This window comes from Bartonella sp. CL436QHHD (assembly GCF_042195105.1).
Lineage (GTDB): Bacteria > Pseudomonadota > Alphaproteobacteria > Rhizobiales > Rhizobiaceae > Bartonella.
Window position 1 is genome coordinate 18,012 of sequence record NZ_JBHINR010000065.1, and the last position, 26,798, is coordinate 44,809.

The 26,798-nt window shown below is 34.9% G+C and carries 20 protein-coding genes and 1 tRNA gene; 11 read left to right on the top strand and 10 right to left on the bottom strand.

The window, feature by feature from the left end:
* The first annotated feature begins 221 nt into the window (after positions 1 to 221).
* Complete coding sequence (locus tag ACFIKN_RS07700; RefSeq protein ID WP_273790810.1) at positions 222 to 674, top strand: GatB/YqeY domain-containing protein; 453 nt, start codon at positions 222 to 224, stop codon at positions 672 to 674.
* A gap of 678 nt (positions 675 to 1,352) precedes the next feature.
* Here the strand turns inward: ACFIKN_RS07700 and ubiC are convergent.
* The 4 genes from ubiC to ACFIKN_RS07720 all read right to left on the bottom strand — a co-directional run bounded on the left by ubiC (position 1,353) and on the right by ACFIKN_RS07720 (position 7,045).
* Positions 1,353 to 1,859, bottom strand: a complete 507-nt coding sequence (gene ubiC, locus ACFIKN_RS07705) for a chorismate lyase (RefSeq protein ID WP_375621383.1) — start codon at positions 1,857 to 1,859, stop codon at positions 1,353 to 1,355.
* A gap of 1,097 nt (positions 1,860 to 2,956) precedes the next feature.
* On the bottom strand, positions 2,957 to 3,208 hold the full coding sequence (locus ACFIKN_RS07710; RefSeq protein ID WP_273790808.1) for a GlsB/YeaQ/YmgE family stress response membrane protein: 252 nt from the start codon (positions 3,206 to 3,208) through the stop codon (positions 2,957 to 2,959).
* Positions 3,209 to 4,065: 857 nt separating this feature from the next.
* Positions 4,066 to 5,757 (bottom strand): Na/Pi cotransporter family protein, encoded by a 1,692-nt coding sequence (locus ACFIKN_RS07715; RefSeq protein WP_375658184.1) that lies wholly within the window; start codon positions 5,755 to 5,757, stop codon positions 4,066 to 4,068.
* A gap of 70 nt (positions 5,758 to 5,827) precedes the next feature.
* Positions 5,828 to 7,045 (bottom strand): mechanosensitive ion channel family protein, encoded by a 1,218-nt coding sequence (locus tag ACFIKN_RS07720; protein WP_375631190.1) that lies wholly within the window; start codon positions 7,043 to 7,045, stop codon positions 5,828 to 5,830.
* A 135-nt stretch (positions 7,046 to 7,180) separates the two neighbouring features.
* Between ACFIKN_RS07720 and dnaG the strand changes: the two genes are divergently transcribed.
* The 3 genes from dnaG (at position 7,181) to ACFIKN_RS07735 (ending at position 12,599) form a co-directional block, all read left to right on the top strand.
* Positions 7,181 to 9,118, top strand: a complete 1,938-nt coding sequence (gene dnaG / locus ACFIKN_RS07725; protein ID WP_375631189.1) for a DNA primase — start codon at positions 7,181 to 7,183, stop codon at positions 9,116 to 9,118.
* 390 nt (positions 9,119 to 9,508) lie between these two features.
* Positions 9,509 to 11,524, top strand: coding sequence for an RNA polymerase sigma factor RpoD (gene rpoD / locus ACFIKN_RS07730; RefSeq protein WP_273790804.1), 2,016 nt, complete (start codon positions 9,509 to 9,511; stop codon positions 11,522 to 11,524).
* A gap of 613 nt (positions 11,525 to 12,137) precedes the next feature.
* On the top strand, positions 12,138 to 12,599 hold the full coding sequence (locus ACFIKN_RS07735) for a YcgN family cysteine cluster protein (RefSeq protein ID WP_273790803.1): 462 nt from the start codon (positions 12,138 to 12,140) through the stop codon (positions 12,597 to 12,599).
* Positions 12,600 to 12,626: 27 nt separating this feature from the next.
* Here the strand turns inward: ACFIKN_RS07735 and ACFIKN_RS07740 are convergent, their stop codons facing one another.
* Positions 12,627 to 13,370 carry an SIMPL domain-containing protein gene (locus ACFIKN_RS07740; RefSeq protein ID WP_375658185.1) on the bottom strand — a complete coding sequence of 248 codons (744 nt, stop codon included), beginning with the start codon at positions 13,368 to 13,370 and terminating at the stop codon, positions 12,627 to 12,629.
* A 170-nt stretch (positions 13,371 to 13,540) separates the two neighbouring features.
* Between ACFIKN_RS07740 and ACFIKN_RS07745 the strand changes: the two genes are divergently transcribed.
* Both ACFIKN_RS07745 and ACFIKN_RS07750 read left to right on the top strand, forming a co-directional pair.
* Positions 13,541 to 13,617, top strand: a tRNA-Ile gene (locus ACFIKN_RS07745).
* A 1,719-nt stretch (positions 13,618 to 15,336) separates the two neighbouring features.
* Positions 15,337 to 15,528, top strand: a complete 192-nt coding sequence (locus ACFIKN_RS07750) for a hypothetical protein (RefSeq protein ID WP_375633027.1) — start codon at positions 15,337 to 15,339, stop codon at positions 15,526 to 15,528.
* Here ACFIKN_RS07750 and ACFIKN_RS07755 read toward each other — a convergent pair.
* Positions 15,452 to 15,766 (bottom strand): helix-turn-helix domain-containing protein, encoded by a 315-nt coding sequence (locus ACFIKN_RS07755; RefSeq protein ID WP_007347852.1) that lies wholly within the window; start codon positions 15,764 to 15,766, stop codon positions 15,452 to 15,454. The two genes, ACFIKN_RS07750 and ACFIKN_RS07755, sit on opposite strands and share 77 nt — an antisense overlap.
* 756 nt (positions 15,767 to 16,522) lie before the next feature.
* On the opposite strand from ACFIKN_RS07755, the gene ACFIKN_RS07760 reads away from it, so the two are divergent.
* Positions 16,523 to 16,807 carry a hypothetical protein gene (locus tag ACFIKN_RS07760; protein WP_375631187.1) on the top strand — a complete coding sequence of 95 codons (285 nt, stop codon included), beginning with the start codon at positions 16,523 to 16,525 and terminating at the stop codon, positions 16,805 to 16,807.
* Positions 16,808 to 17,073: 266 nt separating this feature from the next.
* Positions 17,074 to 17,385 carry a hypothetical protein gene (locus ACFIKN_RS07765; RefSeq protein ID WP_273790799.1) on the top strand — a complete coding sequence of 104 codons (312 nt, stop codon included), beginning with the start codon at positions 17,074 to 17,076 and terminating at the stop codon, positions 17,383 to 17,385.
* A gap of 754 nt (positions 17,386 to 18,139) precedes the next feature.
* Here the strand turns inward: ACFIKN_RS07765 and ACFIKN_RS07770 are convergent.
* Both ACFIKN_RS07770 and ACFIKN_RS07775 read right to left on the bottom strand, forming a co-directional pair.
* Positions 18,140 to 18,319, bottom strand: coding sequence for a DUF1508 domain-containing protein (locus tag ACFIKN_RS07770; protein WP_273790798.1), 180 nt, complete (start codon positions 18,317 to 18,319; stop codon positions 18,140 to 18,142).
* A gap of 389 nt (positions 18,320 to 18,708) precedes the next feature.
* Complete coding sequence (locus tag ACFIKN_RS07775; RefSeq protein ID WP_273790797.1) at positions 18,709 to 19,248, bottom strand: helix-turn-helix transcriptional regulator; 540 nt, start codon at positions 19,246 to 19,248, stop codon at positions 18,709 to 18,711.
* A gap of 360 nt (positions 19,249 to 19,608) precedes the next feature.
* Here ACFIKN_RS07775 and ACFIKN_RS07780 point away from each other — a divergent pair, with 360 nt between their 5' ends.
* Complete coding sequence (locus ACFIKN_RS07780; protein WP_375658186.1) at positions 19,609 to 20,661, top strand: DUF475 domain-containing protein; 1,053 nt, start codon at positions 19,609 to 19,611, stop codon at positions 20,659 to 20,661.
* Positions 20,662 to 21,102: 441 nt separating this feature from the next.
* Here ACFIKN_RS07780 and pncA read toward each other — a convergent pair whose 3' ends face one another.
* Both pncA and ACFIKN_RS07790 read right to left on the bottom strand, forming a co-directional pair.
* Positions 21,103 to 21,711: a bifunctional nicotinamidase/pyrazinamidase gene (gene pncA / locus ACFIKN_RS07785; RefSeq protein WP_375658187.1), complete on the bottom strand. Its 609-nt coding sequence runs from the start codon at positions 21,709 to 21,711 to the stop codon at positions 21,103 to 21,105.
* A gap of 46 nt (positions 21,712 to 21,757) precedes the next feature.
* A complete protein-coding gene (locus tag ACFIKN_RS07790) occupies positions 21,758 to 22,294 on the bottom strand; it encodes a hypothetical protein (protein WP_273790794.1) in 537 nt (178 codons plus the stop codon).
* A gap of 161 nt (positions 22,295 to 22,455) precedes the next feature.
* On the opposite strand from ACFIKN_RS07790, the gene ettA reads away from it, so the two are divergent.
* Positions 22,456 to 24,105 carry an energy-dependent translational throttle protein EttA gene (gene ettA / locus ACFIKN_RS07795; protein WP_273790793.1) on the top strand — a complete coding sequence of 550 codons (1,650 nt, stop codon included), beginning with the start codon at positions 22,456 to 22,458 and terminating at the stop codon, positions 24,103 to 24,105.
* Positions 24,106 to 24,779: 674 nt separating this feature from the next.
* On the top strand, positions 24,780 to 25,718 hold the full coding sequence (locus ACFIKN_RS07800) for an ArsR/SmtB family transcription factor (RefSeq protein WP_375658188.1): 939 nt from the start codon (positions 24,780 to 24,782) through the stop codon (positions 25,716 to 25,718).
* Positions 25,719 to 26,798 lie beyond the last annotated feature (1,080 nt).

Genomic DNA, 26,798 nt, shown 5'->3' on the forward strand with positions numbered 1-26,798 from the left:
GACCAACTTTACACAAAAATCATACCTTTAACAGATGCTGTGTATATTATTCTGGTAACGTTTCGCTTGAAATAGGCAGTATAAGTACATTCCATGAAGAGGTAAAGTCTTGTTTTAGCTTTTCGCAGATCGAGTCCTTAATTATTTTTTTATCTTCCATTGCAAGATGGATAAAGATTGGTTAAAAGGCATATTCTTCTTGAACAAAATTGGATAAATTTATGTTGCGTAACCAGATTGATGGGGCTCTTAGGGCTGCTTTGAAAGTGCAAGATAGTGCGCGTCTTGCTACACTTCGTTTAATGAATGCTGCAGTTAGAGATCGTGATATTCTTTATTATGATGAGGGGAAGCTAGAAGTGGATGATCAGCAGATACAGTCTGTTTTCACTAAAATGCTTCAACAGCGTGAAGAATTGATGCGAGCCTATAAAGAGTCTGGTTGCTTGGAATTGGCAGAGAGAGGACAAGCAGAAATAGAAGTTATTCGTGAATTTCTTCCCTATCAACTTAAGGAGATGGAAGTAGAACAGGTTCTTTGTGAAGCTTTGGCACAAACAAAGGCTGAAAAATTACGCGATATAGGTAAGGTGATGGCGTGGCTTAAGGAACGGTATGCGGGGCAAATGAATTTTTCTAAAGTGTGCAATAGTCTTCGTAAAAAATTGCAATAGATCTTGTTAATTCAAGGGGATGGGAAAATATTTTTTATTGTGCGTCACCTTTATAAATCAGTAGGATGTTGATAAATATCATTTATTTTTTATATACATACTATTATCAAAAAAATATTTTTTTGAAATCAACGAAGTTTTTTTGGCTCTTATAGAGCAATAAACATTCTTTTATGTATTATATTTTTCTGTTCTTCAAAGCTGTTAGATCATTAAAAAACAAAAAGGTTATAGAGTTTTTACTTTTTAAAAAAGATCTATTATTTGCACTGTTAAAAATTTTAAAACAGGATGATTAAGTTAATTGATACAGATTTCCAATTTTGGGGAGTGTATTATTGTCTTTTTTTGCTGTTTCAAAGCATTTGTTTGATAAAGAGTTACCATATTTAGAGTAGTGATTATTCGGTAAGAAATTTAAATATAGATGGTTTTATCAATATGGCTTGTATCTTTTTAATTCAAGTGCTGGTTTTAATGATAAGAAAATCAGAATTTTAGAACGTTTTTTCTAGGGAAGAGATTTTTTAAGCTGAGTTTATGAAATAAAAGGATATTTTGAAAAGAAATCTTTGTTTTTAATGTGTTCTTGAGATAATTTTGAAATTCTTTTCTCTGATTAAATCCCTTATAAGCTATATAAAATCTATAAATTATGCAGAATAAAATGAGTAACCTCTATTTGTGGGGATACAGTGGTGAATCTGTTAAAAATAGTTCAGTTAGCAACAATGGCTTACCCGTTAACCGCAAACGGGAACGGCGTGCCCATAGTGCACCTTGTTGACCAATATGAATGTAATCGCGGGTTAATTTGTCATTGTTAAATAAATAATGTCCTAGAGGTACAGTTCCCAAATGCATCAAGGCTTGATTGTGTAGGAGGGTTTCTTGTGGAATTACAGTGCGTCCAAGGAGCCAAGGTTTATTATCTCCCATTAATATGATTTCGCGTAGCCAATAACGCGCACTTTCGGGGAGATGCTCTGCTTCTTCTGTTAATTTATCTTGCGTAATAAAACATTCGCGTTGTGGTTGAACTTGGAGGCAGGTACAATATTTCTTTAATCGAAGCGTCATCGAGCCCGATTCCATGAGCCAATCGCGAACGTTTTCTGGTATTGGAGGATTTTGATCAGAGAACCACGTTAGAGGCGGTAAGATGGAATCTTCAAGATCAGACATCGTTTTACTCCACAGCTAAAGTCTTATTCCATATGTTATGTTGGGTTAAATAGATAGCTCTATTGTAATACAAGGAGTATAAAAGCAGCAAGATTTTAACAGGAAGATATCAAAGGGAAAGTCGATTGCAAAGGTCTTTAAAAGAAGATATGCGGGAAGTATATATTATAGGATTATTTTCATTAAAAAAGCAAAATAAGGTATTATGTTTTATCCAAGGCGCTTTCACAATGCGTTACGGAAATTTCTTTATCGCATGAGAGCAATGGGAAAAATGTTTCGTACTTTAAAATTCGTTTGTAACGCATATAAAGAAGAGCTAAAAATTCATCTATGCAAGATGATATAAAGAGGAAGTTTTAAGAGGAACAAAACTTTATTTTATACTTTAGAAAGTGAAGAGGTATTCAAATCTTTTGAATTGAGATGTAAAGGGGATCGTATTCTTTATAATCAAGAAATTTATATTAATGCATATATTTTTGAAAAATTTAAAATATATTATATTATTAAAATTGTTTAAAAATTACTTCACATAACATAATTTGTAGTAATTCTATAATAAAGTTACATTAATATTATTTCATATTTATTTTATATACTATTTTCTTTCATAGATTAGAAAAAATTCTTTATCATTTTGTTCTTACCGTCTCTCTTTATTTCTTAAGATGCAAAAAAGCTCTTCGAGTTTTCTTGGTAAAAAGGGTATTGTTGATAGAGTGTATAGGTATTAGCATTATACGGTAGAATTTTTAATCATCGTTAGTGATTTTTGTAACCTTATGAATTGTTATTACAGTGAGATATGCTGGATTTGCGCACGTGGTACAAAAATCAGTTCGTATTTCGTTAAAATAACGCAACATATCTCTCCTGATATGCGTAAGTTTATATAGGTATGAAATGGTGCGTTATAAAGTTCTTTGCTGCATTTCGTTTTATAATACGGTGATAGTGTATGCCTAAAATCGCAGCTTAAGCATCTCATCATCATATCAAAATTGGTAACACCAAGTTACAAGAAAATATTTCAAACTCTGCTAGTTGTTTCCTAGTTTTGTATTGAATTCCAAAAGGTGTAAAAAATAAATACTCTATGATCGAATTTTTTGTCCTATCCATATAAGAATACAGGCTCCTATAAAACCTGAAATAAGATAGCCAAGCCAACCAGCAAAACTTACACCTAAAAGACTAAAAAGAAAGCTTGCTAGCGCAGCGCCAATAATCCCTAAGATAATATTTAACAATATTCCTGTTTGGCTTTTCATAATATACTGTGCAGCCCAACCTGCAATCCCGCCGATAACAATAGCTGCAATCCAGCCGATGTTTGCATTTTCCATGATACCCTCCTTTGCCTGAATTTAAATTGTAACTAGAGTAAACTTTGTAAAAATCAAGGTTTATTCCTTTTTTACCCAGTGGAAAGGATATTGCTTTTAGATATTTTACTTATTACTTTCCTTTATATTAAAATAATATTCACATTTGTATCATAATAATACTTAATAAGTATAAATATATAATACATTTTAATTTATAAACAAATTAATTAATTTAGAAATATGAATAAAATAAGAAAATATTAGTGAAAATGTTTTAATAACTCATAAAGTGTATTTATAAGCTTTTTAAAGCTCTCTCTTAAATTGAAAAAAACAACTGTGATTAAAGCAATAAGTAAAATGGATATTTAAAAGTTTGGAGCTTGCCAATTGATATCAATGATGTTTGAAATTAAAACTGCTTTGTTGACACGTTATAGCGTGGCTGTATAGGTTTAACCTCTACAGATCTTGATATAAATATTGCATTTTTGTGGGGTTTTGCATTCCTTATAGAGCATTTCTGTTTTGCTGCTACTGTGAAGCGATCCCCTTTTTACAAGGCGAGTTTAGGTTGGAACTATCATACTCTTGACCTACTCTTTATGTGTTTAACAGTCTTGGCTTTGAGATGGTTAGGCATTTTTATGTCTTTCTTCAAGAGTTCTATTCTACATGCTGCTTTGTTTGTAATGTGCAAGCAAATGACTTTGAGCAATTCATCATGAATAGATTTTAAATGAAAGAAATTTACGATGAAGAAAGCTCATTTAAATTGTCAAATAATAAGATGTTTTGATTAAATCAATATCTTGACCATATTCAAAATTGAATAATCGATGTGATGTGTGTTCTATTCAAGTTATTTGAAAAGTTTAAGTTTTTTCTGTTTGTTCTTCAGCAGGGGTGCGTAGACGAGAACTTTGAAGAAGTCCCTGTTCTTCTAAAATGGGGTAGATCATTGAGGTCAAAAGAGAGTTGATTTGTTTGAGGTCGCGCACAGTGTCGAGATGAAGACTGGATGATTCTACATTTTTGAGATCCCCTTCACGCAGACGTTTAAAATGTTTTAAACTCATCTCTTTTTCTAAGTTTCGTAGTTGATCTTTTTTTTGTACCAATAGGTGTGCAGTATGTGTATCACGTGAGACGAGAACGTTAAATGCTATATGCGCGTTGGCTAGTACAATGGCGTGGAAACGAAGGAGATCACTCCAGCCCTCGCTGCTGAACTGTAAACCTTTTTGTTGTTTCTTTTTAACCAGCATCAGCATATTATGAATAATGATATCGCCTGCTTGGTCTAATTTTATACAGGCGCCTAGAAGTTCTTGCGTTTGAAAAGCTTCTTCGTCAGATAATTTTTGTCCCGCTAATCGTGCAAGATAAAGTTTGATGGCGATATGTTTTTTGTCCAATATGGTGTTGAGTTGGTTGAGTTCACGAATAATATTGGGATCAGGATTTTCATAAAGTCCCATGATTTTTTCTAGCATGATGTCTACAAGATCACAAATATGAATGACTTCACGCATGACATTTGAGAGAGCGAGAGTTGGGCGTTCAAGAACACTGTCATCAAGAGCCGTTTGATCGGATAAATTGAGCGTTTTGTTAGCTTGCATTTTTTTTGCACTTATATTCACGATCTGAGTGGTTAATTTTAAAACCCATTTTGAAAGTGGTATTCCAGCAAGGAGAATGAAAACATTAAAAATGATATGGGCGTTGATCACTTGAGTAGGGGCGTTATTGCCAAGCCATGTGATGGGAGGGTGAAAGGAGAGAAATAAGATAAGTATAAGGATTGAACCGGCCCCACGCATGAGTAAGTTTCCTAAGGGAACGAGGCGGGTATTAGGAGAGGCGTTGCGCGTTAAAAGTGGTGCTATAAGAGAAGAGCCAAAGTTGACACCAAGAACCATGACAACACAGAGTTGCGTATGAATAAGATCGTAATTGGCAAAATTGACCAGCAAAATGATTCCTGCGATGGATGAATGTAAGAGGTAGGTTAAGCCAGCAGCCAACAAAAAAGAGGAAACAGGATCGGTTGAAAGATAACGAATGATGCTAGGCAAAATTTCGCTTTCACGTAAAGGTTCTGTCGCTGTACTTATCATCTCTAAAGATAAAATCAAAAGACCAATACCGATGACAATACGTCCTATTTGACGCCATTCACGTTTTTCTGTTGTCATGAAGATACAAGTGCCCATTAAAAGACACAAGGGCACAACAAGAGTGAGGTCATAGGTGAGAATTTTTACAACGATTGCTGACCCTAATTCTCCTCCACGTACAGCCATAAGTCCTGCTACTCCAGAGACAAAACCAGATTCAACGAAAGAACCAACGAGGAGCGTTATTGCTGTAGAGCTTTGTAAAATCATTGCTGTAAAAAGTCCAAAACTTACAGCAAACAATGGTTTTGAAATGACGTGGCACATTTTATATTTAAGTCTGTCACCATAGGCGCGTTCAATTCCTGTGCGCACCATGCGTGTGGCCCAGAGAAGTAAAGAAATAGCGCCGGCAAGATGAAGGAGTACCAATGAACCATTCATGATACTTTATTCTTTCTTTGTTGTTGTGAATGTGGTTACTTCAAAATTAATAAATTGAAGTTTATTGTTTTTATTTCACTTTTGCTTTTAATACTTGATTAAAATCATAACCGCTTGGATTTTGAAAAACCTTTAGACCAAAACAGGGCAGAATAGAATAAAGGTGATCAAAAATATCGCCTTGAATTTGTTCATAGTCTATCCAAACGGTGGTGTTCGTAAAGCAATAGATTTCTAAGGGTAAACCATTTTCTGTAGGAGGTAATTGCCTTGCCATATAGGTCATATTAGGGTTGATATTTAGATGCTGTTGTAGATAAGCAAAAACATAAGCACGAAAAGTTCCAATGTTGGTTAAACGGCGCGTATTGGCTAAGACATCATGATTTTTATCTAATTGAGCATTCCATTGATCAATTTCTGCTACTTTTTGCGTGAAATAATTTTCTAATAAATTAAATCGAGAAAGATATTTTTGTTCTTCTTCTGTGAGAAAATGGATACTTGATTGATCAATAAAAAGGGAGCGTTTGATGCGTCTGCCACCTGATTCTTGCATGCCACGCCAATTTTTAAAAGGGTCGGTCACAAGTTTACGGATAGGAACTGAGGTGATGGTGTTGTCGAAATTTTGAACTTTAACAGTATGCAAGGCAATTTCAATAACATCACCATCGGCACCGAGATTGGGGATTTCAATCCAATCTCCAACGCGAACCATATCAGTGGATGAAATTTGAATACCGGCAACGAGAGAAAGGAGCGTATCTTGAAAAATTAACATGAGAACCGCGGCCATTGCACCAAGACCGGAGAAGAGAATAAGAGGGGAGCGGTCAATCAATGTAGCAACCATTAAAATTGTTGCAACAGCAAAAAGTGCAATTTTAGCAATTTGAATATAACCTTTTATTGGTTTTAGTCGTGCTGTTGGTCGTTGTTCGTAAAGGATGTTAATGACATTGAGACAGGAAGAAATTGTCAGGACAACAAAAAAGATAATGAAGGCGTTGGCAACATTACCGATGACAGTGCTAAATGCATCGGGCAATGTTGGAATAAAATTAACACCAATTGAAAGAATAAAAGCTGAAGTGATATTTGCCATGTATTGAATAGCATTATTAATATCGATCGTTGTATTTTTGGGGAGAAAAGAAGAGAGTTTTTTTGCTCCGTGAATAAGTAATTTTCGTCCTAGAAAGTTCACTAAAAGGGCAGCTATAGTAAGAATAATAAGCCAAGAAATAGCCTCTAACCACGGATATTGAACAATAAATTCGATCACTTTTTTATTCTCCATTTCTAAAAATATATGCAGTTGAGGGTTTAAAATTTTACAACTGCTTAAGAGGAAGTATTGGAATTATGCTCTAAAGTCGTTAAATATGCAAAAAAGAATTTTCAAACTCTGTGAGAGATAATGCGTTTTCCGCCCGATTTCCTTAATGAACTGCGTACGAGACTCCCAATTTCAACAGTGATTGGGCAACGGGTGGATTTTGATCCTCGAAAAAGTAAGCCTTCACGGGGAGACTTTTGGTGTTGCTGTCCATTTCATGGTGAAAAAACGCCAAGTTTTCATTGTGATGATCATAAAGGGCGCTATTATTGTTTTGGTTGTGGTGTAAGTGGAGATATTTTTACCTTTTTGTGTGAGCTTGATGGATTGCACTTTTCAGAAAGTGTAGAGCGTTTGGCTGATTTTGCGGGAATAAAACTCCCTATTTTGGATTCACAGAGTCATAAACGTCAACTGGAAAAAGCTGACCTTTATGATGTGATGAAAATTGCTACAGATTTTTTCCAATATAATTTACGCGATAAAGAAGGTACGCAAGCACGTCGTTATCTGGATGCACGTGGTGTTACACCAGAGCTTGTAGAGCGTTTCCGCATTGGTTTTGCACCGGTAAGGCGTACAGCTTTGAAAGAAGCTTTGAGTGCACGGGGCATTTCAATAAAGCAAATGGAAGAATGTGGGCTTCTCTCAGTGCATGAGGAGAGCGCGGATTCTTATGACCGATTTAGAAATCGCATTATGTTTCCTATCGAAGATTTGCGCGGACGTGTGGTGGCTTTCGGAGGGCGTGCATTAGAGAAAGAGACACGAGCAAAATATCTCAATAGCCCTGAAACAGTGCTGTTTCATAAAGGAAATATACTTTATAACGCGGCAGCAGCTCGCAAAAATAGTCGCTTTGTTGGCGATGAAAAAATTCATTCACTTCTTGTTGTTGAGGGGTATATGGATGTCATTGCATTGACTAAAGCTGGTTTTGAAGGAGTCGTAGCGCCCTTAGGGACAGCATTAACGGAAGCGCAAATTGAGCTTTTATGGCAGATGGGGAAGGAGCCCATTTTGTGTTTTGATGGTGATGATGCTGGTTTAAAAGCTGCTTTTCGTGTTGCTGATCGTGTGTTGCCTCTTTTAAAGGCTGGGGTTTGTGTACGCTTTGTTTTGTTGCCACAAGGGAAAGATCCTGATGAAATTGTTTGTGCTGGTGGAGCACAGCTTTTTTCTTCTTTTTTGCAAAAGGCAATTCCTTTGAGTGAGCTTTTATGGTGGCGAGCTACCTATGGAAAGCATTTTGAAATTCCAGAGACACGAGCAGCGCTAGAAAAACAACTGAAACAACAAATTTTTACGATTAAGGATGAAGATGTCCGCCGTTATTATTTGCAAGATGTAAAAAAACGCCTTTTTGATTTTTTTCGTCCCTCTTTTTCGAAAAAAAAGGGGGGAGGGCGATATGATCAATCTTCACCAAATAGGACCTTTAAAGATCAAACCTTTTCTCTGTTAGCAAATTCTGAAATAGTACGAAATTCTTCGCAATCTATTCCTTTGCGTGAAGCAGTGATTTTACTCACTTTAGCTTACTATCCTGAGTTGTGGTATGAAAATTTTGAAATTCTTTCTGAGTTAGAATTAAAAAATACTCAATTGATAACTCTTCATCAAGCTATGTTGGAAATTCTTGGGGACCAACAGCTTCATGATAAAGAGACGATGGTTGCATTCTTAGAGAAAAGAGAACAAAAAGCTCTGTTAGAGCGTATGAAACATCTTGTGCAAAATATTGGTATGCGTATTATCCTTGGTGGAGCCCCTATAGAAGATGCACGTGCTATATTAAAACAAGCTGTCTACTTGCATCTTCAAGAACACCACCTACATAAGAGATTACAGGATATTGAAGAGCAACTTGTAGAAAATCCTAAGAGTGAGGTTTTTGATCTGCTTCGTGAGGTAAAAAATGAGCTGGAGCAGATGCAGGCAACAGAAGCGTTAATTGAAGGGTTTGGAAGTTGGTTGGATGAAAAAATAGACGGGAATACACAAGATACGATAAAATGATTCGCTTTTTTAATGCGAATCAGTCACTTAAATTTTAGATGAGGAACTTTATGTGGAGTGACATTTTTATAAAGATGACAATTAAATTTTAGAAAAAGCGGGTAAATTTTAGGAAAAGCGGGAAATTGGTTCTTACGATAGGGTACAGAGATTATCTCAGAAGGGCTGAGAGGTGTCGGGGAAACTTCTGGAGTTTTCCCGCGTTTTTGTCTGGATGTCGAGTTTGTCTGGATGTCAGGGCATATACAAAATGTATTCTTTCCAATAGTAATCTCTTAAAAGGAAGTATATATGAGTAACTATTGGTAGATTTTAGTGAGAACAAACAAACTGGTCACATGGAAACTATGGTTACATGGAAACTGTGAAGTGATCGAGTGGAGTTATGGTATGGCAACAAAGGTTAAACAGAAAGATAATGCAGAAGTAACAAGCCAAGCGAGTTTGGATAGTCCTCTTCTTGATTTTTCTGATGATGCCATCAAGAAAATGATTAAGCTTGCCAAAAAAAATGGTTACGTAACAATGGATGAACTCAATGCAGTTCTTCCTTCTGACGAGGTTACATCCGAACAAATTGAAGATATCTTGGCGATGTTCTCTGAGATGGGGGTTAATGTTGTGGATGATGAGGATGAAGTTGAGTCTGAAAATTATGAAGAAGAAGTTACGGTAGAGGGTGGTGATTTAGTAGAAGCCTCTAGCCACGCAATTGCAACGACAACGAATAAACGCGAAGTAACAGATCGTACGGATGATCCGGTGCGTATGTATTTGCGTGAGATGGGAGCTGTTGAGCTTCTTTCGCGGGAAGGCGAAATTGCCATTGCTAAGCGTATTGAAGCAGGGCGTGAGACAATGATTGCGGGACTTTGTGAGAGTCCTTTGACTTTTCAGGCTCTTATTATCTGGCGTGACGAGTTAAAAGAGCAGCGTATTCTTCTTCGTGAAATTATTGATCTTGAAACGACTTATGCTGGTCCAGAAGCAAAGCAGGCTCCTATTATTGAGCGAAGTGAAGTTGATAAGACGGTAGAAGAAAAAATGTCTTCTGGTATACGTAATATGGGGGAGAGCGCAGGAGAGAGAAATATTGAAGACGATGATGAAGAAGACGATGACGATGTTAACTTATCGCTTGCTGCAATGGAAAATGAGCTTTGTCCTCAAGTTATGGAAACATTGGATTTTATTGCTCAAACCTATGTGAAATTACGAAAATTACAAGATCAGCATGTTGAAAGCAGTTTGGCAGAGCGTAAAGAGGGGGCCCTTACTTCTTCTCAGAAGAAGAAATATATTCAATTAAAGGGTGAGTTGATTCAAGCAGTAAAATCTCTTTCTTTAAACCAAAATCGTATTGAAGCTTTGGTTGAACAGCTTTATGACATCAATAAGAGATTGATTCATAATGAAGGTAAGCTGAAACGGATTGCCAATAGCTATGGCATTGGCCATGAGGACTTTTTAAAAGAATACCAAGGGCGTGAATTGGACGCAGATTGGATGAATTATATTGCTGCTTTGCCTACACCTGGTTGGAAAGAGTTTTCGGTGCGTGAAGCAAAAGAAATCCAAAAACTGCGAAGTGAGATACAAAATCTTGCGCAAGAAACGGCTATTTCGATTGGTGAATTTCGTCGGATTGTTATGCAGGTGCAGAAAGGTGAACGCGAATCAACTATTGCGAAAAAAGAGATGGTAGAATCTAATTTGCGTCTTGTTATTTCAATTGCAAAAAAATACACTAATCGTGGTTTGCAGTTTCTTGATCTTATTCAAGAAGGCAATATCGGTTTGATGAAGGCTGTGGATAAGTTTGAATATCGGCGCGGCTACAAGTTTTCAACTTATGCAACATGGTGGATTCGTCAGGCTATTACACGTTCAATTGCTGATCAGGCACGTACAATTCGTATCCCTGTTCATATGATTGAAACAATTAATAAAATCGTTCGTACCTCGCGTCAGATTCTCCATGAAATTGGACGAGAACCAACACCAGAAGAATTATCTAGCAAGCTTTCTATGCCGTTAGAAAAAGTACGAAAAGTTCTTAAAATTGCAAAAGAACCTATTTCTCTCGAAACGCCTGTTGGTGATGAAGATGATTCCCATTTGGGTGATTTTATTGAGGATAGGAATGCGTTATTACCAATTGATGCAGCTATCCAAGCTAATCTGCGAGATACGACAACACGCGTTCTTGCTTCATTAACACCGCGGGAAGAACGTGTTTTGCGGATGCGTTTTGGAATAGGGATGAATACAGATCACACGTTGGAAGAAGTAGGACAACAATTTTCAGTTACAAGAGAGCGTATTCGTCAGATTGAAGCAAAGGCACTTCGTAAATTGAAACATCCTAGCCGTTCACGAAAATTGCGCAGTTTTCTCGATTCTTAAATAAAGGAATTCTTGTGCATTTTAATAACTTCCTCTTTCTTCTTAATGAAGGGGGGGAGGTGCGTCATGTTGTACTTGGATACTTTCTTGAGAAAAACATGGGAAGAATTTGAATAATCTAGAAAGTTTGCGATGTTTAATGTTTTTCTTAGCTTTGGGGCTTTATACTTCTCTGTCTCAAAAGAATAGATATAGGGCAAAGGGTGTTTATGGAGTAGAGAGTAGGGGGGCTTTCAAGAAATGAACGATAAAAACATTACTTTGCGTATAGCGCAGCTCGTTTTTTAAGAAATGGGATCTATTAGGAATAAACTTATATTGCAACATACGGACTTTTTGATGAAAAATGTGTATTCTTTTGCGGGATTTTTCTATCATTTTAGGTGACGCATTTTATTCTTTGTCAGTTTATAAAGAGATTTTTCAATAGGTTATGTTCATTTATATGCGCTATTTTTTGAATATTCTCTTTTTATTCAGATAGATTTTAAGAACATGGTTTAAAGTATACATTGAGTTGAATCTTTTTAAGAGACAGAAATAGATGAAATTATAGAAATTAAACGTTTTATTTTTATAGATCGTCTTAATTAAAAAAGGTGTGTTTGAGTTTATGAGTGGAGAACTCCCCTTTTGGAAAGTAAAAAAATTAGAAGAGATTTCCATTTCTGAGTGGGAGAGCCTTTGTGATGGCTGTGGCCGTTGTTGTCTCCATAAAGTTGAGGACGACGATACGGGTGACCTTTATGCAACCAGTATTGCTTGTCGTCTTTTAGATGGGGAAACTTGCAGGTGTCGAGATTATGCTCATCGTAAATCAATTGTACCAGATTGTATGTCGCTAGACATTACGACAGTTAAAACAGCGCGTTGGCTTCCAGAAAGTTGTGCTTATAGATTAATTTATGAGGGAAAAGATCTTCATTGGTGGCATCCATTAGTATCAGGAGATTGTCAGACGGTACATACAGCGCGTATTTCTGCACGCGGACAAATAGAGGTTTACGAAGACGAATTATTATCTGAGGAAGAATATCTTTATCACATTACTGGTCTTCTACGTGAAGGCCAGTAATGTAATTTTTATACAACTGTTTGTGACTTAATCGATCGCAAAGACTACAGTGACGCTCACGTTATAATTTAACTCACCACCTGCAAAATTTGTATTTGCGTAGCTGACATCTGCTGCTCTACTCATGAGACGTGGTGTTGGGTGATAGTAATCATCCTTTTCATTGATTTCAATAATTTTTCCTAATTTTAAATCGGCCGCTTGCGCTATCGTTTGCGCTTTTTCAATGGCTTCAGTAATGGCTTTTTTACGTGCTTCTTGATAAAATGGCTTTGTATCTGCGTTGGTAAAAGTAATGCCGTTAACTGAATTAACACCTAGTGACATCGCTTGATCAAAGATTTTACCAGCATTGGTAAGATCACGAATGCGTACGGTTAAAGAATTTGAAACATGATAGAGTTTTTCATTATTCTTTTTTTCGTGCTGTTTATCAGAGGTTGACTGATAAATGGATAAGCCTGATGTTTGCAAATCATTTGCTTTGATACCATTGTTTTTAAAAGCTTTTATAATATCATTGATGGATTGATTATTGGAAGCTAATGCCTTTTGGGCAGTTTTATCATAGGTAACAACGGCTAGATTAATAATTGCCATATCCGGTGCGGCTTGACTTTCTCCGATTGCTGTCACTGTAATTGTTGCATTTTTCATTTTATTTTCTTCAGCATAAGCACGTACAGTCAACGATGTGGTTAAGAGTGTAAATGCTAATATAACTGTTTTAACCAGAGAACCCTTCAGTGGTTGAATTTTCTTTTCTATCATATCTATACCTTTATATTTGTCAGTTAATTATTCTCTCATTTTTAAGAGTTTTTGTAAAGAAATTAGAGCACTGAAAAAAAAACCAATAGAAAAGAGAAAAAGATGGGTTATAATCTTTGTCAGCTCTTGTATCATAGGGCATTTTAGTTTAGAGAGAAACAACCTATGTGGGGCCTGTAGCTCAATTGGTTAGAGCCAGCGGCTCATAACCGCTTGGTTGGGGGTTCGAGTCCCTCCGGGCCCACCAATAGGGAAATATCCAATAGAAAAATGGATCGCTTATATAAAAGTTTTGAGATTCTACCTTTTTCGTTTTTTTTTATTTATTTTCCTGTTTGTTCTAAAATCCTTTAGTCGTTGTTTGTTTCATTTTTTTTCTCTCAGTCACTTTAATATAAAGTGAGGGTATATTTTTTTAGTCTCATCAAAGAAGTTCTCTCATTTGCAACATTGTAGCATTTTGATTAACTGATATGTGTCGCTATTTACTTGCTTAATTCATATACTGTTTTGTACTTTTCCTGTGTGATGTGCTTCATAAAATAGAAGACTAAAAGCTTCATTAGATAAATTTATTTATACTTGTTCTGCAAATAAACAGATCTCAATAAAACAAATTTTAAAGATTGGACCTGTTCAGAACAAATGGCTCAAAAAACATTTAGTGTAAATTTGCTTTTTTCTAAGTGATGTTAATGTCTTTTAGACGTTCGAATAGCATCATCGTGATGAAAGGTTGTATATAAGAGAATGTGATCTATAGGCGTTCATATGTATCATGGGGTCAACGATGATAACATTTGTTGATATTTTCTTTTTCCCAAGAAAGGAGTTCTATTTGATTTTTGAGAAATATTGTTCATAGTGACGGAGGCGTGTTCTTTGAAAAGAATTTCATCAATTGTTCTTTGAAAAATCAATTGAGTGATTGTTTCTATCGCTTTGCATCATCCAGATTTTATTGTAATAAGCATTTTATTATTCTGTAAGAAATGTTTTCTATGATATTAAAAAAATCGTTAAAATGCCATTTTCTGTCTTTGTGTATTTTTTTCTTAATGTTCAAATTATAGAGTTTTCATGTGATCCGAATTATTATTGAAGAGCAGATGTCTTTTTTAATTTTACTCTCATAAGGGATTGGCAATATTGCGGTAAACCTACCACTTTTTTGTATTGCTAACCTTTTTCTCGTATTGATCGTGTTTTATCTTTGTTATGAGTTTTCTCTCTTATGAAAAAGTATTGGCAGGGAGGGTGATTTTTTTTTGTAAAAGTACACTTCTTCTTCAAAATCATACTTTGACAATATAATTCTTCATTTGCATAAGGGAATTTCTCTTGCATAAGGGAATTTCTCTCTTGTTGTAAATCTGCATACAATTTACCTACAAAGATTGTGCGTGGTGATTCGTTTTATTTTTTAAGAGTATCATTTTTGCTTATGATAGAGACTTATATTAGTATTTACAAAGTGCGTTTAGAGGGGAGGTTACCTGTAAACGTGTTACAGAGTTTTAGGTAGTGTGACTCTGTTTATAAGAATTTATTCCTATAACATTGTTATATTCTTGCTTTGCAATATTGTTAAAAAAACATAGATGGTGCTATGTAGAATAAATTGTGATGTATTTTTTTCAAAAAAGCTTTTTCGTGTTCTCTTATATAGAGTTCAGGAGTGTCTTCAGGGATATTTTCACATTAGTTTTCATTGGTCCGAATCGCAAGATCTGCGTAACATTATTCGCGTTTTTGATAGATTATACCAATTTTCATAAGTAAGGTCTGGGTCGTGTGATGCTTTCTGTTTCACCATGGTACATGACTAATAGAACTTCATCTGATTTTGTAAAATAAGTTTGTACACAATTGCTTCCATACTGCCTATTGCAAATATTTTTTTCTAAGGTATGAGATATATTTGAACGCTTTAGCGTTATATAGTTTGACTACATGGAGTATGACTATGAAGAATGATAAAAAATTTGAAACAACTTTATCTGATATTATTGTGAAATGGGAGTCTTTATCGACGTCTCAAAAGCAAGCGATATTGGATAAAGTAGAAAATTCTACAGATTCTACAGATTCTGCTCATTCAACAGAACATTTAAGGCTTCAATCTTCTTTTTATCTCCAGACGAAATCAAAGTTATGAGTTTTAAATCTTCATCGGAGATGTTGAAACCAGTTATTACATATATGGCACTAGCATTTCCCAGTGTGTTCAAAATAGCCATGAGTTTATCTACAGAAGGCCTCTTTCCCCCATTTATCATTTGTTGGACGTAATTTTGTCCACAGCCTGCAGCTCTGCTTATTTCAATCATTGTTCGTCCGTCACTTTTTATCAATTCAACTAAGCGTTGGAACCAATCTTTTTCAGTCTTTGTCATTTTTAGACCTTTACATATTTACGCTATAGCGTTAATATTGCGTTGCGAATCCAGAATATATGATACAAGGAGCGTGAAAATATCCATGTGTAGCTCTTCGCTAAGGAAGCATATAGAGTTGTTTTTAACTAATAACAAAATGTCCCCATACACTTTCAGATTCGAATCAATAAAAATGGTTGCTTAGTTCCACGGTTGTGAAAAAGTAAATGTGTATACCAGAAAGGGCGATACACACTCGTATGTTTATGAGATTTCACTGTGATAGTATACGTAGCAGCATTATAAATCAAGATATACCCCAACATCAGAATTTGTAAAAAAAATTCTGCGTTGAGGTAGTATGTGAATATAACGAAGCTTTAGAGCCTTAAGAGATAGGATAATGGCTGTAGAAAAAATGTAAATTCATAGGCAAAGAATACTGATTTCTCCTTTATTGTAATAAATTAGATCACTATCAGATGGTATATCGTATATATGCATTAAAAAATTGGGAAATATCAAAAAAGTGATCTTGGATATTTTATTAAACAGGAAGGTAATCTGATCCACAAAGGTGGTTGTTTGGTAGAATTATACATTCGATCAATGCCCTTATGGGGATGAGTGTGTTTTTATGATGCTGCGGTTTATAATGAAGTCTGTGTTTACAATGATATTGTTATTTATAACAATGCATTAACATATGGTTGTGTAGTCGTTCGTAAGAGTTTGCATGTTTATGAAAAATAAGAACTTTATCGTTATTTGAATATGAGTGGAGATGCATATGTTTACGCTAATGCGGTCTTTTTTGATCAAGTTTTGAATGTTCAATGTATTGAATTTTATGGTGATACTCGTGATTGTAGAAAGGCTCGAGTTTATAATGATGCTTTAGTTTATGGTGATGTAAAGATTTGTGGGAAGGCAAAATTTTACAGAAATGCTGTGCTTTGTGACAGTGAAGATTTTTGTAATAATGAAAAACTTTCATATAGCCGCATTCCACATGGCGTAAAAAGGAAGATAGGAACGATTTGGGCAAGGCTTTTATGATTGCATTGCGTCGTTAGTTTTATTTGACGTTCCTTATTTTTGTATTTTGTGTCAATAAATGTGTCGCAAATAATTGGTGTGAGTGTAGATTTAGCCGCTTTCAGAGATTTGTTTGCGCCATTGATCAATGCTTTAATGGAGAAAATAAGAATGCCGAGAGTGATTGTTCACACTTGGAACATGCAATTTATTGCATTCTTTTTTTGATTGAGGATGAAATAAATTGGTCAAGATGATCACTTGAGCGACAATTAAGGGAGATCCAAATGAGTGTAAACGAAATTTTATTGGGAGCAATGGTTGTTGTTTTGTTGTGCAGCGGGGTTATATTTCGGTTTTCTTTATATTATCGCAGTCAAGTGAAAATTTTAAAAGAGGAATCTAGAAGAATAAAGCATGAGTTTTTAAGAGATTCTATGAAGATGACTGAAGAACGAGATAGAGCTATTAGAGAGCAAAGTATGGTGATTAAAAGACGTGACCAAGCAATTGAAAAACTGAAAAAACAAATTAAGCAATATGAAAAAAATGAAAAGAAATATAAAAAAATGCTTAAATCTGAAGATGATAAAGAGTGATTGTATTCATATTTTGCATTAAAGGGTTTGAAAATGTGTTAGGAAGATTGGAATGACGAGAGAGATAAACTTTAATGAAGCCAATTATGGTGCTGATGGAGATATTGTATTAGAAGAGAATATTCAAGTTTACTCTGATTTTATGAAAACATTTAAGTTTATAAGACAGAGCGTCGTTGGTCATAAAATAAGAGTTTATGATGATAAACCAGTTTATAGGTAGGCTGGTTATTAAAAAGCGCGTCTATACAATCCAGAAATTTTATATTATTGCTGGAAACAATTTTGCACGTTCCTTTTAGATGTAAGGTATAAATGCTACGATAGTTTCAGCTAATAGGTATAAAAAATTGCATGATAATAGGAAGAAAGAGATATTTGCTTTTTATGAAGATGAAATGGGTAAGTCAGTTATGATTATCAGATACAGAAGAGGAATATGAACGTAAAAGATATTAATATCTTGTAGAGTAATTATATCTCTCATTGATGTTTATCTTCTCTTCATGTGCGTTTATTTTTTATGAAAAATACAAGACTTAAGAGATTTTCTTTTTGATAAAGGCTATAGAGATTTGTGTGTGATTGAAAATAAACACATAATCTGTAAGAATATGACTGTTATTTGTAAGCGTCAGAAATAATACAAAAAACGCCCTCTCATTGAGGGAAAAACAATCACTGTTCATTTGTCACAAAAATAACTCAACATACCATTATACAAAATAAACGCTTGTTTTAATGGTAAAGAACGTTAGGATTGTAGTTCTCTAATAAGAGCCTTATGTGTAACTTCTTTTATTTGCTCAATATTGATTAGGATATCTTGTTTTGTTGGATAGCCTTTACTAGAAAAAGCAATTTTTTGTGCATCTCCTGAGATTAAACGCCAGTACCATTGATTGTGAACTCCTTGAAACACCTCAAAATACATGTTTCTCACCTCATAAAATAGCTGATAATTTTCAGGATAAATATTTAACTAATCCGTTTGTAAACATTAATGTATGTCTCTATAGGAAGTCGTCAATATATTCCCCTTAAATTTTCTGACTTAAAAAATAATTTCTATGAGAGCTATTATTCTTTTAACAAGAAAAAATTTCTTGTCAATAAGATATGAATGAGAATTTTATACTATAAAATTATTTTTTTAAGTTAAAGACACTATACTTTCACTTACAACGCAAATATTTTTATTGTCGTTACAGAAACAAAATTTATAAATTATACAAAATTCCACCAGCACGGATAAAGTAAAAACACTTTTCTCCATACTGGTAGAGTTTAATCATTTCTTGTTTTTTCTTTTGAAATAGACGTTTATTGATTAGCTATAACCTCTTTTTGGGATACGCTTCGAATGAGTAAATCAATGAATAAGCTAAGGGTGTAAGAATTGGCCATTTTAGCTTTCATATCGATAAGAGAGGTTGTAGTTTTAGGGTTAAAACTATTTGATAAACCTTGTCTTGACAAATATTGCTGCAATTTTTCATAAGAACTGTCGATTTTTTCTTGATTTAGTTTTTCGTTACGATCACTATCGGCAAGTGTTTCTTCCAGTCCCTCGATTTTTTTAATAAAATAATTCCAGTCAAAATCACCTTTTGTATATTCGGTGTCAAACATTTTTCCTTGTCCAGTTAAAAGCCAATTAATATTGACACCATATAACGTGCGGTATGTTTGTAAGACACTAAGATTGGGTTCTCTCTCTCCACGCTCATAAAAAGCAATGGAATTTTTTGTCATGCTAAAACTTTTAGCTAAGGTTTCACGTGATGGATCGCCTAAAGCAAGACGTACATAACGTAAACGTTTTCCAAATATGGTTTTTGATTCAGTTTCAGGACGTGCCACGAATTATCTCCCTCGGTAAATCATCATGGTATAAATCATTAAATAATAAAAGCACACTATGTATTAATATTCTATGATATAATGTCAATATTATAGCTTTAATTTCTTTTTATTTTTTTATTTTCGTGGATAGAAAGCAATCTTTCACTTATTGTATTGACAATTGATATTCACTTCAAAACAAAATTCCTTGTTTGCTACATTTGTCTCTTGCTTTTTTTGAGAGAATTTTCATGTAACTTTACCATATATATTCTATACACCTCTGCATTAATAGATGCAACTTTAAAGAGATGCAAACTTTGGATTTGTACTGGGTGTGCTTTAGATGAAGTAGAAAATAAACTTTGAGGAATGATCATGGCCCTATTACGCTATTTTGGGTTTGCTTTTTTTTTCACGATTATTGGTGTCTTTTTAGGAGGGGTTATTGGTTGGTTTGAAACGGAAAGTATTACTGGTTTTCTTAAATATTTTTTTATTTGCGTTGTTTTGGGAATTTTGGAAATTTCTTTATCTTTTGATAATTCTATTATCAATGCGCGTGTTCTTAGTAGAATGAGTCCATTGTGGCGTCGTCGTTTTCTTATATGGGGCATTTTGATAGCTGTATTTGGGATGCGAATTGTTTTTCCATTATTGGTGGTTGTCGTTGCTGTTGGGATTAATCCAATTGCGGCAGTCAAATTAGCGATATGGGAACCACATCGATATGCTGAAGTTCTAACCGATGCGCATATGGGGATTGCTGCTTTTGGAGGAACTTTCCTTATGATGGTTGGCTTAAAATATTTTTTTGATTCTGAAAAAGAGGTGCATTGGCTTAATGTTATAGAGAGACCTGCTCAAAAGTTTGGGGCGCTTGTTGGAATTGATATTGCAATTGTTTTGATTTTGATCTTATTTGTTTCAGGTCAGATTGACGCAGAAAATAAAATAACTTTTTTATTGGCAGCCCTTTATGGACTTTTGACCTTTATCGGTGTTGAAGTTGTTGGTCATCTCTTGGATACTCCTCAAAAGACTTTAACAACAGTAGCTCACGGGGGAGTAGGGGCGTTTCTTTATTTAGAAGTTCTTGATGCTAGTTTTTCTTTCGATGGCGTGGTTGGTGCTTTTGCCTTTTCACATAACCTTTTTATTATTGCGATAGGTCTTGGTATCGGTGCATTTTACGTTCGTTCTATGACAATTATGTTGGTTGAATCGGGAACATTATTGCATTATCGTTATTTAGAGCATGGTGCTTTTTATGCAATTCTAGTTCTTGCAGTGATTATGTATCTGCAAACGATTATATCGGTTCCTGAAGTTTTAACAGGACTTGTGGGAATCTGTATTATTGGAATGGCATTATATTCTTCGATTCGTTTTAAGAATCGTCAATTGTATAAACATGTTGTGTCTAAGTAATGGAGATTTTCACGCTTTTGTCGATCGCATATCTTTGAGTAAAAAGAGGTCTTTCATGCAAAATAAAATACTATTTTATTGCTTATTTGCGTTTTTTTAAAGTTGAGTTCATTGCATGATACTACCCATGAAGGGAATAATGTACAATCTCTAGGATACTTTTTGACCTAAATATAAGACAGAAAGCTGATGTTATACTTTTTACCAGCTTTCAATATTATGACAAGCTCTTGCATTTAATGGGGCATAAGAAGCATTCTTACTGTTTTTTTGAATGATTTATTCATACATTGATTCTCTTTGTAACGTGTAAGAGAATGTTTTTGAAACAGGTTTGAAATGAGAAAATTTACGATATTCTGGACTCTTACTTAAATATGTGTAAAATAATTTATCCTTTATAAATCAGTGTATTATAATGGTAGATTAGAGAAGGATATTTTAAGAGACCATTAAAAGTTCTATACCAGCTTCGTTCATCGTTTTAAGCATAGTGTTTAGTGATCCGTTTACATCAATACCAGCACAGGCATTTAATGAAACACTGACTTTAAAACCGCATTGTATAGCGTGAAGAGCAGAAAATCCGACACAAAAATCAGTTGCTAAGCCACACATAATGAGCTTATTAAAACCATGTTCTTTGAGATAAACTTGTAAACCTGTTGGTGTTTTTTGATCATTTTCAAGAAAAGCAGAATAGCTATCCATTTTTTGATTATAGCCTTTTCTAAGGATAAGTTGTGCCTTTTCTACTCTAAGAGATGGATGGAATTCTGCTCCTTGTGTTCCTCGTATGCAATGATCAGGCCAAAGTATTTGAGGACCATAGTCAAGAATGACTGTATCATAGGGCTTTTTTTCAGGATAGCAGGAAGCAAAGCTGCAATGGTTTTTGGGATGCCAGTCTTGGGTTAAGATAACGTGGTCAAAATGATTTATGAGATTATTGACGGCGGGTAAAATAGCATCACCTTGTGGTACGGCAAGTGCTCCACCTAGTAAGAAGTCATTTTGAACATCAATGACGATTAAGGCTTTTTTTTCCATAAATATATTCCTATACGAGATGAGCTTTTATCGTATTTTTAAAAAGCTATATATCGTCTTGAAGTTTTGAAATGATGTGCTGGATATTGATATTATTTTTATAATTATCAAGCCAAAAGAGGGGGATGGATAAGTTTTTACAATTGGTTTTATAGTTTTTTACGAATTGTAACCACGTACCAATGGGAAGTGCACTGTATTCATTTGTTGCTACGTGTTGATGCAAAGCTTTCATGATCATTGGGCTTGGGACGTCAGATCCCATAAGGCGGCGGTCGTTTTGTAAACGTAATTTAAGCCATATCAAGGCAAGGGGTGAGGTCCATTGCTTTCCGTAGCAAAAAATCGATGAAAAAAGAGAAGGATTTTTTACTGCGTAATATAAAGCCCATAAAGCGAGAAAAGAAGGCGCATAGAGAATTGCTTTTCTTTGTGGTACCATATTACATTGATAAGTTGGTTTAATACGATAAAAATACAATGTTATATCTGGTATGGAAAAGAGAGGTAATGTTTGATAACAGGTTTCAGGTACAGCTAAAAAGATTTGCTTTTTGCTTTTTAGGGAGATGTTTTTTTGCATTCAGGACCATACTGGGGCTTGTGAGATTGGAAAAAATGTACCAATATAAAGCGAAAAGCTTTTGATACGATGTAAGTGCTATTTACTGTACAGTTTCAAAAAGCAAAAGCAGTTTTTTCAAAATCCTAATCTTTAATATCGCACAATATAAAGAGAAATTTATGGCACGTCAATTTATCTATCATATGGCTGGGCTTAACAAGTCTTACGGCAATAAAAAAGTTCTAGAAAATATTCATTTGTCTTTTTATCCAGATGCAAAGATCGGTATTTTAGGGCCAAATGGTGCGGGGAAGTCAACTATTTTACGTATTATGGCTGGGCTAGATAAGGAATATACGGGAGAAGCATGGATTTCTGAAGGAGCACGCTGTGGTTATCTACCACAAGAACCTTTGCTTGATGCGAGCAAAGATGTGCGTGGCAATGTAATGGAAGGTGTTGCAGATAAACAGGAAATTCTTGAGCGTTATAACGAATTGATGATGAATTATAGCGAGGAAACGGCTGATGAAAGTGCACAGCTTCAGGACATTATTGACAGTCAGAATCTTTGGGATTTAGAAAGTCAAGTGGAAATGGCTATGGCTGCTCTTGGTTGTCCGCCAGCCGATGGGGATGTAACAAAACTTTCGGGTGGTGAGAAGCGGCGTGTTGCACTTTGTAAATTACTTTTGTCAAAACCTGATTTATTACTTTTGGATGAACCGACAAACCATTTAGATGCTGAAACGACGGCTTGGCTTGAGAGGCATCTACGTGAATATCCAGGGGCTGTGCTTTTGATAACCCATGATCGTTATTTTCTCGACAATGTAACGGGTTGGATTTTAGAGTTAGATCGCGGTAGAGGTATTCCTTATGAGGGGAACTATTCTGCTTATTTGGGGGCTAAAGCCAAGCGTTTGGCTCAAGAAGGCCGTGAAGAGGCAGCGCGTCAACGTGCTTTATCACGTGAGCAAGAATGGATCGCTTCTAGTCCAAAGGGGCGACAAGCAAAGTCAAAAGCTCGGATTAAGGCTTATGATGAGTTGGTTCAAGCAGCACGTGAGCGCCGTCCTGGAGAGGCACAAATTATTATTCCTATTGGAGAAAGATTAGGACAGGTTGTTATTGAGGTTGATAATCTCTCTAAAGCTTATGGTGAACGTGTATTGATTGATTCTCTTTCTTTTAAACTTCCTGCTGGTGGCATTGTCGGCGTTATTGGGGCCAATGGTATGGGAAAGTCGACCTTGTTTAAAATGTTGACGGGACAGGAACAGCCCGATTCAGGTCAAATACGTATCGGTGAAACAGTTCACATGAGTTATGTGGATCAGAGTCGCGATTCCTTGGTGGGGGATAAAACTGTTTGGGAGGAAATTTCTGGTGGAAATGACATTATTAAATTAGGTAAATATGAGATGAATAGCCGCGCTTATTGCGGGGCTTTTAATTTCAAGGGGGCAGATCAGCAGCAGAAGGTGGCAAATTTATCAGGAGGGCAGCGCAATCGCGTACATTTGGCGAAACTTCTAAAAGAGGGGGGGAATGTGCTTCTTCTTGATGAACCGACAAATGATCTTGATACTGAAACATTAGGTGCATTGGAAGATGCATTGGAAAATTTTGCTGGTTGTGCAGTTATCATATCGCATGATCGTATGTTTCTTGATCGATTGGCAACACATATTTTAGCCTTTGAAGGTGATGGTCATGTAGAATGGTTTGAAGGTAATTTTGCTGAATATGAGGCTGATAAAGTTCGTCGTCTTGGGGCGGAATCTCTTAATCCTAAGCATGCAAATTATAAACCTCTTACACGCTAGAAATTTTTTTCTTATCTCAACTTTGTTGGAATAATAGTGTACTTTATTGCGTTTGTTATTTCATAAATAAAGTGTGTGTACTCTGTGTAAGTTTTTATTCATTAAACAAAGAGTAAGAGACACTTTATGAAATTATGACCTAAATAGGGTTATTCTACTCATGATATATAACCGGTTATTGCTTGTAAAATTGCAATGAAAAGGAGGGGATGAAGAGTATAGTACTATTTCTACGAATGCTCTGGTCATTGAGCATTATTATCTTTACTTAATAAAAATGCAAGTTGGCATTATCATGTTATTTATTTTTTCTCAATGGTATGCAGTTCTTGTTTTGAGGTGGGTATAAAAGATATTTTTATCCATATGTCCCCTCCGTTTATGAGCTGTAAGAGAATGATTTGGATTGATTTATCATGAATAGATTTGAAATGAGAAAAATTTACGGTATTCCGGTTTTTTATTCAAGTTAAAAATGAATGAATTATTATTATAAATCAATGCATTCTCATTATAACAAGCTGCAGGGAGATAAGATCTGTTCGTTTTTTACATTAGCCTATTTTTTTCATAGTATGATAAAATAGAGAGAATAAAATAGATGAGAATATGCGTTGTATGCTTGACTTTTTTTCCTATAAACAAATGTTTATAGGAATGTTTAGGGGATAATTATGCAAAAAAGTGCAAGTTTAGATGCAATGATTGTGCTGCTGAAAGCGGTCGCAGAAGTAAGCCATTTACGTGTTCTTACGCTCTTGCGTCATGAAGATTTAACAATTCCTGATTTTATTTTTATTCTTGATCAGTCGCAAGCGTGTATATCACGATATTTACGTTTCTTGTACGAAGCTCGATTGATTGAGCGTTATCAGAAGGGAGATAGCCTTTATTTTAAGCTTTGTCATGATTTTTGGGGTAAAGACATTGTGATGGGTGTTCTTTCGGCTTTGCCAAAGCATGATGTGTTGTTAGCGCATGATTTAGAACGTTTGAAGGATGTCAAAAAGCAGCGTCAAAAAACGAGGAAGAAGCATTTCTTACAAAATACGTTGCAATGGGATGTATTACGGTCATCCTATATGGCAGATCAGGGTGTAGAAAACGCTTTACTTGAAATCATTGGCGATAAACCATTTCAGACGATGCTGAATATTGGAAGAGGTGGAGGCTCTATCTTAAAATTGTTTTCTAATCTTTATACGCATGCGGTTGAAGTCGTGCTTGATAGCAATGTTTTGCACTTGTCTGTTGGAGATACAACTTTTGATTTAGTTATTCTTCATTGGGTTTTACCTTTTCTTGAAAATCATGAAATATTTCTTCATGAAATATCAAGAGTTTTGCGTCCTCATGGCCGTTTATTGATTGTGGATTTTGGTTATCATGAAATTGAGCCTTCATATTCCGATCAAGCGCATATGCGTCTTGGATTTTCGGCTTTACAAATAGAACAATGGCTTAAAAATGCGGGACTTGTTCTAGAACAAACGGTTTGTCTTACTCCTATACAAAATGAAAACAGTGAGGAGGGTATGGTTACGCTTTGGCTTGCTCGTGATCCGCGTTTATTGGTTGACGATATCAAAGATAAACAAGTAGATTTTGCATAAATCGCGTTTGTTAACGTGCTTTATTCTCTGATTTTTCTCAAGGAATAGCGTAGAGATAAAACTTTATTCAATCATTGATAAGCTATTGTTTTTTACATTTGTATTATGTTTTTATATGGGAGTATTGGTGTTTTATAGCGGCGTGTAGGCTGTATAATGAAAGCACCTTCTATAGAGTTAAGCCTATGAGGATCATTATTTAAGGTGTTCTTGATATTATATTTATGTTATTAGCCAATATATTGATTTTAAAAGATCATTGATTTTTTTAGACTCAATGAGAGGTTTGAATACAGGAATATTTTTTCATTTCAAATTTCCTGTTTCAGAATCTAAAAGAGTCTGTTTGTCTGTTACAAAAGAAGGTATTTATCTTAATGATACCGTTTGTAAAAGAAAATACATCTTTGCGGCTGCAATATGATATAATGCCGCACAATATAATATAGTGAAGGCTCATACCTTCATAAATGTCAAAGGTGGTGTGCCTAATAGATCTTAAAATATTTCTTTAAAACAGGTTCTTAGATAAGAAATGCCTTGGAACTTTTAGTGAGGAGTGCAAAAAGATGCTCTAAAAAGACGAAAAAGTAAAAAGGTGAGACAATGCATGATTTTCATTATTTAAAATACAGCGTTATGAGCGTGTTTGAAAGTCGTAAAGGCAAATGAAGGGGATGGTAAAGATAGCAATAGTTTTTTATCTTTGGGATTTTATGTTTCTTCCAAAATGAATGATGGCTTTTTAAGATTTCTCAAACAGACGTAAATATTTTTACTCTAATTGGGCATATAAAAGCTAGGATTTTTCACATGGCTCTCATTTTCTCTAATCTTTATTTCAAACATATTGTTATGTTTAGAGCAGGTGTTGATTTACAAGTAATAGAAAAAGTAAAAGCTTGGTAGATGACGCCATAAAATTACTCATAAATTGGTAATGATTGGAGTGATATTCTGAATTTTAAAAACATTTTGTACAAAAACGGTTATAATAACGCATCTGGTTTTACGTTTATTTCTTCCTATAAGCATTCATATATGGTGTTCATCTATGTGTTTTGCATTATATTCATAAAA